Source organism: Bacillus sp. FSL W8-0848, assembly GCF_038007805.1.
Taxonomy (GTDB): domain Bacteria; phylum Bacillota; class Bacilli; order Bacillales; family Bacillaceae; genus Bacillus; species Bacillus glycinifermentans.
On sequence record NZ_JBBOYB010000001.1, the window covers coordinates 728,116 to 741,397 of the forward strand.

The following is a 13,282-nucleotide window of genomic DNA, read 5'->3' on the forward strand; positions in this document are numbered from 1 at the left end:
TCGTATGGATAGCCTTGTGTCATACATAGCGATTGCCGCCATGATGGTCGTCATACCGGGAGCCGATACGATGCTGGTTGTGAAAAACACGCTTCGGTACGGTCCGAATGCGGGCCGCTGCAATGTTCTCGGATTGGCGACAGGACTTTCCTTCTGGACGCTGATTGCCATTCTTGGCTTAGCCGTTGCCATTGCGAAGTCTGTGGTTCTTTTCAGTACGATCAAATATTTGGGGGCCGCCTATTTAATTTATTTAGGCGTAAAAAGTTTCTTTTCCAAAAGCGCCGTTTCGATGGAAGACATTCAAGTGCAAAACGAGAACCTTAAACATTCCTCAAAGCGCCACTATAAAGATTCTTTTTTACAGGGCTTGTTAAGCAATATTCTCAATCCAAAGACCGTTTTGGTCTATATCACGATCATGCCCCAATTTGTCAATTTGAAGGAAAGCGTGAATCAGCAATTGATTGTGCTCGCGTTAATCCTTACTTTCCTGGCCGTGTTTTGGTTTCTGATCCTTGTTTATCTCATTGATTTCGCAAAAAAATGGCTGAGGAACGCAAAGTTTCAGAAGGTCTTTCAAAGAACAGCCGGGTTGGTGCTGGTAGGCTTTGGCATCAAAACCGGGTTAAATTAAAAAAAGGAGTGAGAAACAGAACTCACTCCTTTTTTATTTATATTTCTTCAATACGATTGCGGAATTGTGTCCGCCAAACCCAAATGAGTTTGACAGTCCGACATTCAGTGAGGCTTTGCGGGCGCCTTCCCGTACAATGTCCAAGTCGCACTCCGGATCGGGATTGTCCACATTCATCGTCGGCGGGATGATGCCTTTTCTCAAACTTTCCGCCAACGCGATGGCCTCTGCACCGCCGGCTGCGCCGAGCATATGGCCAAGCATCGATTTATTGGCAGTAACCGGGACTTTGCCGGCGTGATCGCCAAACAGTTTTTTGATAGCCAAAACCTCAGAACGGTCGCCAACCTGCGTGCTTGTGGCGTGAGCGCTAATCACATCCACCTCATCAGCTGCTATATTCGCTTTTCTAAGCGCATTATTCATCGCCGCATATGCTCCCTTTCCTTCAGGATGCGATGCCACCATATGATGCGCATCCGAGCTCGCGCCATAGCCAATGACTTCGCATAAAATAGGGGCATTCCTTAATACGGCGCTTTCCAATGATTCCAATACCAATATACCTGCACCTTCGCTCATTACAAAGCCGTCCCGGTCAATATCAAATGGCCGGCTTGCCCGGGCAGGCTCATCGTTTCTCGTTGACAAAGCATGGGCATTTCCGAAGCTGGCCAATGACAATTCCGTAATCGCAGCTTCGCTTCCTCCGGCAAAGATGATATCGGCTTCACCGTTTTTAATCGCAAGAAATGCTTCGCCAATCGAAGTATTCCCGATGGAGCATGCGGTTACAGGTGATAACGACGGGCCCAGCGCTCCCAATCTGATGCTGATTTGAGCCGCTGCTGCATTTGATATCATCATCGGCACCAGGCTTGGGCTTACTCTTCCCGGCCCCCGCTCATTCATTACGTTCACCTGGTCAATCAATGTATGAATGCCGCCGATTCCTGAACCGACATATACGCCTAAACGTTCACGATTGGTCTTATCAAGCTGCAATCGGGATTGTTCCAGCGCTTGTTCAGCGGCTGCCAAGGCAAACTGGGTAAAGCGGTCCAATCGTCTGGCTTCCTTCTTTCCCCATCTTCCTTCTGCGTCAAAGTCGCGGACAATACCCGCTATTTTTGTTTTGAGCTGGGAAGTATCCAGTGTATCGATTGAAGATATTCCGGATTCTCCGCTAACTAAACGGTTCCAAAACGTATTGACATCATTGCCCAGAGGAGAAATAACTCCCATACCGGTAATGACGACTCTTTTCATAGCAATTCCCCCCTTGAATATATTCTCAATTTTAACGGTTTCGTATCCTATTACAAGTTGTAGATTATCATAGTATAATGAGTACCATGATAAGAAAGGAGACGCACATGAAACCTGAAACAAGACTTCAAGCGCTATCGGAGTTTTTGAAAACCCAGCGTTCCAAAATTCATCCGCAAATGGTCGGACTGCCGACAGGCACCCGCAGAAGAACGCCGGGCTTAAGAAGGGAAGAAGTCGCCCAATTGGCAGGCGTCAGCACAACATGGTATACGTGGCTGGAACAAGGCAGGGATATCAAAGTGTCCGCTGCGGTATTGGATGCCGTCTCAGATGCCTTGCAGCTAAACAAGGATGAGCGGAATTATTTATATGCCCTTGCATTTGAAGAAGGGGTGAAACAGGCGTCCCCGATTGCAACCGAAACAGAGATCAGCCCGGCTTTAAGCAAAATCCTGCAGGAGCTTCGCTATTGTCCGACGATCATATCTGACAGAAGGTGCCACATTGTCGGGTGGAACGAGGCAGCAGCCCATGTGTTTATAAACTTTGACCAAATTCCGCCAGAAGAGAGAAATCTTATACGGCTACTGTTTTCAAGAAAGGAATTCAGGAGTCTCGCGGTAAACTGGGAGCATTTTGTGAGAGGATTTATCGCCATTTTCAGAACGTATTACGGGCAATATGTTGCTGATGACTGGTACTCGCAGTTCATAGAAGAGATGGAACAAGCCTATCCGGAATTTCATAAATTGTGGAATGAAAGCGAGGTAAGCTCGGCGCCCGAAGTATTGATTGAATTCCGCCACGCCAGGGCCGGAAAAATGCTGTTTAACCTGACATCGCTGCAGGTGCAGGGGGATGCCGATTTGCGATGCAGCGTCTATACGCCTGTCGAAAATACGGAAACTGAAGCCAAGCTGAAGCGCCTGGTCGAATCGCAGTGATTTGCATAAGGCCTTTCTTCTATTAAGAAAGGCCTCTTTACAAGAATCACGTTCTCGCCGCAAAAATTTGAAAGGTCACGCCGAACGGATCAATGACCATGCCGTAGGCCGGGCTGAAGTAAGTTTTTTCGAGTTCAATCACGACTTTTCCTTGTTCCCGGAGTTTTTCATAGAGCCGTTTAGCTTCGGAAACCTCGCTCGCCGTCACGCAGATGGAGAGCTGGTTTCCGTTTTGAAAAGGCAGCTCCGGGATAATATCTGCGATCATAATGGTTGTTTCGCCGATTTTTAATACGGCGTGGGCAACAAAGTCTAATTCATGTTCTTGAAATTTTGCTGCTTCATCCTCAGGTCCTTCCCCTATCGTCTGCTGAAATACAACCTCGGCGCCCAGAGCCTCTCGATAGTATTCGATTGCTTTTTTGGCCTTTCCGTCCATGAGGATGTACGGGGTGAGCTGTAATGACATAAAGAAACATCTCCTTTTCTGTTGATCTAAAGCGATTGTATATTATAATGGTGACAACTTATGTCATGGTTATAATTTTTTTGGAGGTATACATGTCAAAAGCGAAAAGATTGAATGAAATGATGTTGATGGTGAATCGTAAGAAGCGGTTTACGGTTGGTGAGTTGGCACAGGAATTCGGGGTTTCCAAAAGAACCGTACTGAGGGATTTGCAGGAGCTGAGCGAGATGGGTGTTCCCCTTTATTCCGAGACGGGGCCGCATGGCGGCTACCAAGTGTTGAACGAAAGAATTCTCCCTCCCATCGCGTTCAGCGAGGATGAAGCGGTCTCAATCTTTTTTGCTATTCATGCGTTAAGGCATTATATATCTCTGCCGTTTGACGCCCAATACGAATCAATCAAGAAAAAATTTTACTTGAACCTTGCCGGAGACATTAGGGAAACGATTGACAGCATGAAGGACCGCGTTGATTTTTTCTCGGCCCATCAGCAAAAAGATGATATCCCGTTTTTACGATTGCTGCTGGAGGCGGCCGTCCGGCAGGAAGTCGTCGCCATCAGCTATGAGTCGGGCGGCGCAGCCACAGAGAGAAAGATTCAGCCGATCGGCATCTACGCAAATCAAGGAAAATGGTATTGTCCGGCTTACTGTTTTTTTAGAAATGATTATCGAATGTTCAGATGCGACCGCATCAGCTTTGCGGAACGTGACGATAAGACGGAGCCGATTGATCTGGCCGATGTTGATTTGAAAAACCGGTTTTCAGTTCTTGCTCCCCGCCGGGATATGCTCGAGCTCCGCGTCAAGCTGACGGAAAAAGGTACAGAGAGGTACGGCTCCGTCAAATGGCCGCATATTGAGCTGCACCGGAGAGAAGACGGCTCCGGGGTTCTGAAAGGGCATATCTCACGGCGCGACCTCGGTTTCTTCTCCGAGTATTTTATTTCTTACGGCCGGGAAGCCGTCATTGAAAAGCCCGCAGAATTAATCGAAAAGACAAAGGATATGCTGAATGACATGTTAAATCAATACGAAAAAAATACAACTTCGGGCTGAGCTTGCTTTAAGACCCGGGCTCATGTTTGAACGGCGGATTCCTTGCTACACTTGACAGGACTGATTGTTAAAGGAGAGGAATAGATTGAAGACATTAGGTCCGGCAGGGATGAAATGGCTGAAAATCGCTCATATCTTTTTAGCAGCCCTGTTTTTCGGCGGCATCATGAGCTCTTTGGCATTGAACTTTGCGGTGAATTTGGCTGCGTATCATGAAACATTTGACTTCTACCGGCATACCGTAATCATTAGCGACTATATCATCAGAATCGGAGCGGTCGGCACTTTGCTCATCGGACTTCTATACGGCCTCTTTACAAAATGGGGATTTTTTAAGCATAGATGGATCGCGGTAAAATGGGTGTTTTTCATCATCCAGACGTTCATCGGAATCTTTATTGTCGATCAATTGATGGAAGCGAATATGGCAATGCTTGAGGCGGGGAAAGCTTCGGCTTTGAACAGTCCCGTATTCATGCACAATCACACTTTAAGACAATATGCAGCGATTGTCCAAATCGCAATAACGGTTTTTATCATTTGCATTTCCGTATTAAAGCCGTGGAAAAAGAAAAAAACGGCGCTGTAAAAGAATGAATCCTAGAAAAAAAGACGCCATCCGCCGATAAAAAGACATTCTCAAAGATTTTGAGAGTGTCTTTTTTGTTTCAAAAGGTTGACGCGAGATTTAAAGTTAAGTATCATTACAAATGTGATATAAATATTACATTTGTGTTACAAAGGTTAAAAATCATGAGATTGAAAGAGGTTTAACTTGAAATATGTCGATACAAAAAGCAATGGCGGTATTAGGTTTTTTAGTCCTAACGGCTTTATTGCTGTTTACGATCAATAAAAGCTCATCGCTTATCAATGCCTCCCCTAATAAAAAAGCGTCTGTCTATACGGAGGTTTACAAGGGGAAAGAATCTTTGTCCTATCCGAAATTCAGCGATTTAAAAGACAAGTATTTGAAAATGATCAATGATGCGATTGGGCGCCACATGGAAGCCTCCTATAAAGAATATGAAATGCTGAAAAAAGAGGCGGATCAAAGCGGCGGGGAAAGCGCGTATGAAACGTCCTATAAAGTCAATTACAACGACGGGGATAGGCTGAGCTTTTTCATCTACGACTATCAATATACCGGCGGGGCGCACGGGGTGTATACCGCCACATCCTATAACTATGATTTAAACGAACACAGGCGGATTACGCTGCTGGACGTGTTAAATAATCAGGCGAAAATCGAAAAAGCGAAAAACTACATTTTCAGTTATATCAACAAGCATTCGGAACAATTTTATTCTGACCTTAAAAAGAGCGATATCCGTTTAGATCAAGATACTGCGTTTTATTTTACGGACAGCGGGATTTCCATTGTATTTCAGCAGTATGATATCGGGCCGTCTTCTTCCGGAAACCAGGAAATTAAGATTCCTTCTTCATTTTTATATTAGGCAGACATCTTTTTTTGGCAGGATAAACGAATCCAACTGTAGCAGGAGAGTGAGCAAGGATGTCTGTCAAACCATCGAACCGATGGATTAATATTGTAATCTTTATGAGTATTTTCATAGTGTTGGCGGGGTGCTCTTCCAATAAGGCGGCAGGCCATGCAGAGGCCAAAAAACAAGAAAAGAGCCGCGGCCAATCCGGCATCGGGGTCGAATCATTGGTCAGCGACAGCGAACAAGAGCGATATGCTGTCCATTATCCGGTTTTTCATGTAAAAGAAATCGATGATCGATTAAAAGAATACGTGAGCGGGGAACTGAACCGTTTTAAAAAAGAAAATGAACAAGCGCGCGCCCGTAAAGAAAGCGGGCCGTTTGAATTGAATATCAAGTATAAGGTTGCCTATTATTCAAAGCAGGCTGCTGCGGTTGTTTTAACCGAATACATAGAAACCGGCGGCATGGGAAAGACGTCGATCAGAACGTTCAATGCCGATTTGAAGCGCAAAAAAATGCTTGACCTGGACGATCTTTTTGTGAAAAACTCCGATTTTCTGTACAGGATCGCAAACATTTCTTATGAACAATTAAAACGCAAAAATCCTAACGCGGACGCCGACCTGTTAAGGGAAGGAACAAGCCCGTCAGAAAAGAATTTCAGCCGCTTCGCCCTTCTTGAAGACGAGATCGAATTTTATTTTGAGAAAGGGCAGACAGGTTTGGAACAGTCCGTGAAAATCGAAAAAGACGAATTAAAGGATATTTTACGAGATCAATATAAAAGCATGACAAAAAATAAGACATCGCAGGAAAAACCGAAGGATAAAGGCGCCGTTCCGATTCCGAAGGAAGACATTCGCGTCAATCCGGATGACAAAGTCATCGCGTTGACGTTTGACGACGGCCCGAACCCTGCTCCGACAAACAAAATCCTTGACGCGTTACAAAAATACGACGGCCATGCGACCTTCTTCGTCTTGGGAAGCAGGGCCCAATATTACCCGGAAACGATCAAAAGGATGCTGAAGGAAGGAAATGAAGTCGGCAACCATTCCTGGGACCATCCATTGCTCACAAGGCTTTCCAAGGAAAGGGCATATAAGGAAATCAATGATACGCAAACCGTCATTGAGAAAATCAGCGGCCATTTTCCGACACACTTAAGGCCTCCATACGGCGGCATAAACGATTCCGTCCGCGGGCTCACGAATTTAAAAATCGCTTTATGGGACGTAGATCCGGAAGACTGGAAATATAAAAACAAAGATTACATCGTCAATCATGTCATGAGCCGTGCAGGGGACGGAAAAGTCATTTTGATGCACGATATTTACGCTACATCCGCCAGCGCAGCCGAGGAGATTATTAAACGGTTAACGAAGCAAGGCTACAAACTGGTTACGGTAACACAGCTTGAAGAGATTCAAAAACAAAGAGGGCATTAAGACTGCGGAGAAAGTGTTCAATCGAATGCTTTCTCCGTATTTTTTTCGAGTGGGATTTATAGGAAAAAAGATATTTGTCTAAAAATTCTATCTATTATATGATGATGATTAATGATCAATGAAGAAAGGGGAGAGGGAAATGGTTTTCAAGCGCAAGCTATTATGCTGCGTGCTGCTGTTTTTCATTATGCTGCCTGCATCGAAAACGGATGCGGCAAGTCTGAACGGCACCCTGATGCAGTATTTCGAATGGAATCTGCCTAATGACGGACAACATTGGAAACGCTTGCAAAGCGATGCGGGATATTTATCCGACATCGGAATAACGGCCGTATGGATTCCTCCGGCCTACAAGGGGACTAGCCAATCTGACGTTGGATACGGCCCGTACGATTTGTACGATCTGGGAGAGTTTGATCAAAAAGGGACGGTGCGGACGAAATACGGGACAAAAACGGAGCTCCAGTCAGCGATCGGTTCGCTTCATTCCGAGAGCATCCAAGTGTATGGAGATGTTGTCCTTAACCACAAGGCGGGTGCAGATCAAGCGGAGGACGTAACCGCAGTTGAAGTGAACCAGAACAATCGGAATCAGGAAACATCCGGAGAGCATCAAATCAAAGCGTGGACACGATTCGATTTTCCCGGGCGCGGCAGCACTTACAGCGATTTTAAGTGGCGCTCGCACCATTTCGACGGAGCCGACTGGGATGAGTCCAGAAAGCTGAACCGCATCTATAAGTTTCAAGGGAAAGCCTGGGATTGGGAAGTGTCGAGCGAACACGGGAACTACGATTATTTGATGTATGCAGATGTTGACTATGACCATCCCGATGTTGCGAAGGAAATGAAACGATGGGGAACCTGGTATGCAAACGAGCTGCAGTTGGACGGGTTTCGCCTTGATGCCGTCAAACATATTAAATTTTCGTTTTTGCGCGATTGGGTGGATGCTGTCAGGCTATCAACAGGAAAGGAAATGTTCACGGTGGCCGAGTATTGGCAAAATCACCTTGGCGAACTCGAAAACTACTTGAATAAAACAAACTTTAATCACTCCGTTTTTGATGTGCCGCTCCACTATCATTTTCATGCCGCATCTTCGCAAGGGGGCGGCTATGATATGAGGCATTTGCTGAACGGAACGGTCGTTTCCAAGCATCCTTTGAAAGCGGTTACATTCGTTGACAATCATGATACACAGCCGGGACAATCGCTTGAGTCTACGGTACAAACGTGGTTTAAGCCGCTCGCTTATGCGTTCATTTTGACAAGGGAAGCCGGCTACCCGCAAGTTTTCTATGGGGATGTGTACGGGACAAAAGGCTCGACATCGCGGGAAATTCCCCCGCTCAAAGGTAAAATAGAGCCGATATTAAAAGCGCGTAAACACTATGCATACGGAAAACAGCACGATTATTTCGATCATCACGATATCGTCGGCTGGACGAGGGAAGGCGATCCATCGGTCGGACGATCAGGTTTGGCGGCTTTAATCACGGATGGTCCGGGCGGATCAAAGTGGATGTATGCAGGCCGGCAAAATGCGGGAGAGACGTGGTATGACATCACCGGGAACAGGTCGGATTCCGTTACCATTAATTCCGACGGCTGGGGACAGTTTCATGTGAACGGCGGCTCGGTTTCGATTTATGTTCAGAGGCCATAAGGTCAGGCAGCAGATTTCCTTTAGGAAATCTGCTTTTTTATTTCTTCGCTTTGATTACGTAATATAATACATTTTAACAAATTGTCTTCAGTTCCGGGCAGTTTGAATAAGCGCATGTGAGGCGGGATGAAAAATGGCAACGTTGTCAGATGTAGCAAAAAAAGCAAATGTGTCGAAAATGACGGTATCGCGGGTGATCAATCATCCTGAGACGGTGACGGATGAGCTGAAGAAGCTCGTTCACTCTGCGATGGAAGAGCTGAACTATATTCCTAACTATGCGGCAAGGGCGCTCGTTCAAAACAGAACACAGGTTGTGAAGCTTCTCATCCTTGAGGAAATGGATACGACAGAACCTTATTACATGAACCTGCTGACCGGGATCAGCCGGGAGCTGGACCGCCATCATTATGCATTGCAGCTTGTGACAAGGAAATCTCTCAATATCGGTCAATGCGACGGGATTATTGCGACGGGTTTAAGAAAAGTTGATTTTGAAGGCGTGATCAAAGCTTTTGAAAAGCCGATTGTCGTTTTTGGGCAAAACGAGATGGGCTATGATTTTATCGATGTGAACAACGAAAAAGGCGTTTATATGGCAACCCGCCACGTCATGGGCCTCGGAAACAGGAATGTCGTCTTTTTCGGGATTGATTTGGATGAGCCTTTTGAACGATCAAGGGAAAAAGGATACTTACAGGCAATGAATGAAGGATCAAAAGAAGCAAGGGTGTTCCGAATGGAAAACAGCTCAAAAAAAAGCGAATGTCTGGCGAAAGAGCTGCTGGCATCTCTGGAGGGGCCGGCTGCGTTTGTCTGCGCTTCCGACCGCATTGCACTCGGCGTCATCCGTGCGGCACAGTCGCTGGGGAAGAGAATTCCCGAAGATACGGCAGTCACCGGATATGACGGCGTTTTTCTCGACCGCATTTCATCGCCCCGCTTGACAACGGTCAGACAGCCCGTCGTTGAAATGGGGGAAGCATGTGCAAAAACGCTGCTGAAAAAAATAAATGAAGGCGGAGCCCCTCAAGGAAATCGATTTTTTGAGCCTGAGCTGATCGTGCGGGAATCGACTCTGTAAGAGCATGATTCTGTTACCGTTAACAGGATGAAAAAGATTGTTCCTCTGATTACGGCATGATAATTTCAACGTGTGGCCGGTCAGCATAAATCGGAAATGCAAAGGAGGAAAACGAATGGAATATGCAGCAATACATCATCAGCCTTTCAGCTCTTATGCCTATCCTTATGACGGGAGGACACTGCATATCAAGATCCGCACGAAAAAAGGCGATGCCGATGAAGTCCGGTTGATTTGGGGCGATCCTTACGAGTACGCGGCAGAAGAGGATGCGAAGGCCGGCAGGTGGCTGTCAAAAGAGCAGCAGATGAAAAAAATCGCCGTAACAGAAGCGCATGATTATTGGTTTATTGAAGTGGCGCCGCCGCATAGGCGGCTGCAGTACGCTTTTGCTTTAAGGGGAGCCGGTCAGGAGGATATTTTTTACGGAAGCCCTGGCGTCTGTCCGTATAACGAAAAAACGCTGGCGGCGATTCACCATTATTTTAAATTTCCGTTTGTTCATGAAATTGATGCGTTTCAAGCACCCGAATGGGTCAAATCAACGATTTGGTATCAAATTTTTCCGGAGCGTTTTGCAAACGGCAGAGAAGACCTGTCACCGGAAAATGCTTTGCCCTGGGGAAGCAAGGACCCGGACGTACACGATTTTTTCGGCGGGGATTTGCAGGGGATCATCGACAAGCTCGATTATTTGGAGGACCTGGGGGTTAGCGGCATCTATTTGACCCCGATCTTTTCCGCGCCTTCCAACCATAAATACGACACGTTGGATTACTATTCGATCGATCCGCATTTCGGCGATCCGGAGCTTTTCCGTACGTTGGTCGATGAGCTTCACGGCCGGGGGATGAGAATCATGCTTGATGCCGTTTTCAATCATATCGGCAGCGCTTCGCCGCAGTGGCAGGACGTCGTGAAAAACGGCGAACGATCACGCTATAAAGACTGGTTCCACATTCATTCTTTTCCCGTCGAAGAAGGCCGTTATGATACGTTTGCGTTTACGCCCGACATGCCGAAGCTCAATACCGCCAATCCGGATGTTCAGTCGTATTTGCTTGATATTGCGCTGTACTGGATCCGCGAATTTGACATTGACGGCTGGCGTTTAGACGTGGCAAATGAAGTCGATCACGCTTTTTGGAAGAGATTCAGGCAAGCCGTATCTGCCGAAAAGCCGGACGTGTATATTTTGGGGGAAATCTGGCATTCAGCCGAACCTTGGCTTAGAGGAGACGAATTTCATGCGGTGATGAATTATCCGTTTACAGAGCCGATGATACAGTATTTTGCGGACCGGGCGATTCTTCCATCGGAAATGGCACACCGTATAAACGCGCATTTGATGAACGGGATGCAGCAGGTCAATGAAGCGATGTTTAATTTGCTTGACAGCCACGATACAGGACGGATTTTGACCAGGTGCCGCCATGATGAGAAAAAGGTGCGGTCTTTATTGGCCTTTATGTTTGCCCAGACAGGTTCTCCGTGCATCTATTACGGGACGGAAATCGGGCTTGACGGCGGACATGATCCATTATGCCGGAAGTGCATGGTGTGGGAAGAAGACAAGCAAAACAAAGAAATGCTTGCGTTTATGAAGCGGCTGATCGCATTGCGCAAACGGGAGAATGCGTTATTCACTTACGGGCGCCTCGAGTGGAACGTGCTGGATGATCAGCGGGACTTTATCAGTTTTTCGCGGGTTGACGGCGACAAAAAACTTATTTTTTTCTTTCATCAAGGGAGCGATATCCGCAGCATCAGTTTGCAGGATAATGTCGAAGCGCATCAGAAAATATACGATGCCTGGACAGAAAAGCCGCTTCAACATACAGATGTGATTGACATTCATCCGGGGGAGTTTTTTATTTTGGGCGCAGTGTAATTCTGTTACCGGTAACAATCCGAAAGCTGTTGTAACCGTTTTCTATCGAGGATTACAATGATGACAGATTCTTGATAGAAGGGGGAAAAAAGATGGCACATGTAAAAAAAGGTTTGGCATTATTGTTTGCGTCAGTTCTTGTCTTTACTCTTGCGGCTTGTTCAGGTTCGAAGGATGCGGCGGGGTCTGACGGAAAAAAAGTGCTGACCGTGTCTGTTGAAGAAACGTATAAAGATTACGTCGAAAGCATCAAAGCGGATTTTGAAAAAGAAAACAATGCAACAATCAAAATCGTGGAAAAACCGATGTTCGATCAGTTGGGAGCGCTTCCTCTTGACGGTCCGGCAGGAAATGGGCCTGATGTCATGCTTGCCGCATACGACCGCATCGGCGGCTTGGGCCAACAGGGGCATCTGCTTGACATCGAACCGTCTGATACAAAAAGCTTCGGCGATAAAGAAATGCGGCAGGTGACCATTGACGGCAAAGTGTACGGGATGCCGCTAGTCATCGAAACACTCGTCTTATATTACAACAAAGATCTGCTGAAAGCCCCGCCGAAAACGTTTCAAGACCTTGAGAATTTAGCAAAAGATCCGCGGTTTTCTTTTTCCTCTGAAAAAGGAAAATCAACAGCCTTTTTGGCAAAATGGACCGATTTTTACATGTCATACGGTTTGCTGGCCGGCTACGGCGGCTATGTATTCGGCAAAGACGGCACAGATTCCGGAGACATCGGGCTCAACAGCAAAGGAGCCGTAGAAGCGGTGGAATATGCGGGGAAATGGTTCAGGGAATATTGGCCGAAAGGCATGCAGGACAACTCAAGCGCCGACGATTTTATTCAGCAAACGTTTATGGACGGCAAAGCAGCGGCTGTAATAGGAGGGCCTTGGTCTGCTTCAAATTATAAGGAGGCCGGGTTGAACTACGGGGCAGCCAAAATACCGGCATTGCCCAATGGAAAAGAGTACGCCCCGTTCGCCGGCGGTAAAGGCTGGGTGGCATCTAAATACACAAAAGAACCCGAACTCGCGAAAAAATGGCTTGAATATGCTGCAAACGATCAAAATGCTTACCATTTTTATAAGGAGACAAACGAAGTTCCGGCCAACTTGGCTGCAAGGAAAAAGGCGGACAAGCAAAAGGATGAGCTGACGTCTGCCGTCATTAAACAATATGAGACCGCAACTCCGACCCCGAATATTCCGGAAATGGCCGAAGTATGGACAGGCGCGGAAAGTTTGATTTTTGATGCAGCGTCAGGAAAAAAATCAGCACAGCAATCAGCGGATGATGCTGCGGGTGTCATCAAAGAAAATATTAAGGAAAAGTATACGAAATAAAACGGCGGGT

Annotated in this window: 12 protein-coding genes; 10 read left to right on the plus strand and 2 right to left on the minus strand. The window is 46.5% G+C overall.

Features of this window, described 5'->3' with window-relative positions; genetic code table 11:
- The first annotated feature begins 4 nt into the window (after window positions 1-4).
- Window positions 5-637 (plus strand): homoserine/threonine efflux transporter, encoded by a 633-nt coding sequence (locus NSQ39_RS03865; protein WP_046132005.1) that lies wholly within the window; start codon window positions 5-7, stop codon window positions 635-637.
- A 33-nt stretch (window positions 638-670) separates the two neighbouring features.
- On the opposite strand, the gene fabF is transcribed toward NSQ39_RS03865, so the two are convergent.
- Window positions 671-1,906 carry a beta-ketoacyl-ACP synthase II gene (fabF, locus tag NSQ39_RS03870; RefSeq protein WP_175075855.1) on the minus strand — a complete coding sequence of 412 codons (1,236 nt, stop codon included), beginning with the start codon at window positions 1,904-1,906 and terminating at the stop codon, window positions 671-673.
- A 107-nt stretch (window positions 1,907-2,013) separates the two neighbouring features.
- On the opposite strand from fabF, the gene NSQ39_RS03875 reads away from it, so the two are divergent.
- Entirely contained in the window at window positions 2,014-2,853 is an 840-nt protein-coding gene (locus NSQ39_RS03875) for a helix-turn-helix transcriptional regulator (protein WP_046130483.1), read from the plus strand.
- Window positions 2,854-2,899: 46 nt separating this feature from the next.
- Here NSQ39_RS03875 and NSQ39_RS03880 read toward each other — a convergent pair whose 3' ends face one another.
- The gene (locus NSQ39_RS03880; RefSeq protein ID WP_046130482.1) at window positions 2,900-3,322 is read right to left on the minus strand and encodes a VOC family protein; all 423 of its coding nucleotides are present in this window, start codon (window positions 3,320-3,322) and stop codon (window positions 2,900-2,902) included.
- A gap of 92 nt (window positions 3,323-3,414) precedes the next feature.
- On the opposite strand from NSQ39_RS03880, the gene NSQ39_RS03885 reads away from it, so the two are divergent.
- The 8 genes from NSQ39_RS03885 to NSQ39_RS03920 all read left to right on the plus strand — a co-directional run bounded on the left by NSQ39_RS03885 (window position 3,415) and on the right by NSQ39_RS03920 (window position 13,272).
- Window positions 3,415-4,380: a helix-turn-helix transcriptional regulator gene (locus tag NSQ39_RS03885; protein WP_175075856.1), complete on the plus strand. Its 966-nt coding sequence runs from the start codon at window positions 3,415-3,417 to the stop codon at window positions 4,378-4,380.
- Between the two features lie 85 nt (window positions 4,381-4,465).
- On the plus strand, window positions 4,466-4,969 hold the full coding sequence (locus NSQ39_RS03890; RefSeq protein WP_175075857.1) for a DUF2269 family protein: 504 nt from the start codon (window positions 4,466-4,468) through the stop codon (window positions 4,967-4,969).
- Window positions 4,970-5,162: 193 nt separating this feature from the next.
- Entirely contained in the window at window positions 5,163-5,840 is a 678-nt protein-coding gene (locus NSQ39_RS03895) for a DUF3298 and DUF4163 domain-containing protein (protein WP_341014261.1), read from the plus strand.
- 59 nt (window positions 5,841-5,899) lie between these two features.
- Entirely contained in the window at window positions 5,900-7,282 is a 1,383-nt protein-coding gene (locus NSQ39_RS03900; RefSeq protein ID WP_046130479.1) for a polysaccharide deacetylase family protein, read from the plus strand.
- Between the two features lie 139 nt (window positions 7,283-7,421).
- Window positions 7,422-8,951, plus strand: a complete 1,530-nt coding sequence (amyS, locus tag NSQ39_RS03905; RefSeq protein WP_099047018.1) for an alpha-amylase — start codon at window positions 7,422-7,424, stop codon at window positions 8,949-8,951.
- Between the two features lie 133 nt (window positions 8,952-9,084).
- Window positions 9,085-10,035: a LacI family DNA-binding transcriptional regulator gene (locus tag NSQ39_RS03910; RefSeq protein ID WP_046130477.1), complete on the plus strand. Its 951-nt coding sequence runs from the start codon at window positions 9,085-9,087 to the stop codon at window positions 10,033-10,035.
- Window positions 10,036-10,150: 115 nt separating this feature from the next.
- Window positions 10,151-11,926 carry a glycoside hydrolase family 13 protein gene (locus NSQ39_RS03915; RefSeq protein ID WP_046130476.1) on the plus strand — a complete coding sequence of 592 codons (1,776 nt, stop codon included), beginning with the start codon at window positions 10,151-10,153 and terminating at the stop codon, window positions 11,924-11,926.
- 92 nt (window positions 11,927-12,018) lie between these two features.
- Window positions 12,019-13,272, plus strand: a complete 1,254-nt coding sequence (locus tag NSQ39_RS03920) for an extracellular solute-binding protein (protein ID WP_175075858.1) — start codon at window positions 12,019-12,021, stop codon at window positions 13,270-13,272.
- Window positions 13,273-13,282 lie beyond the last annotated feature (10 nt).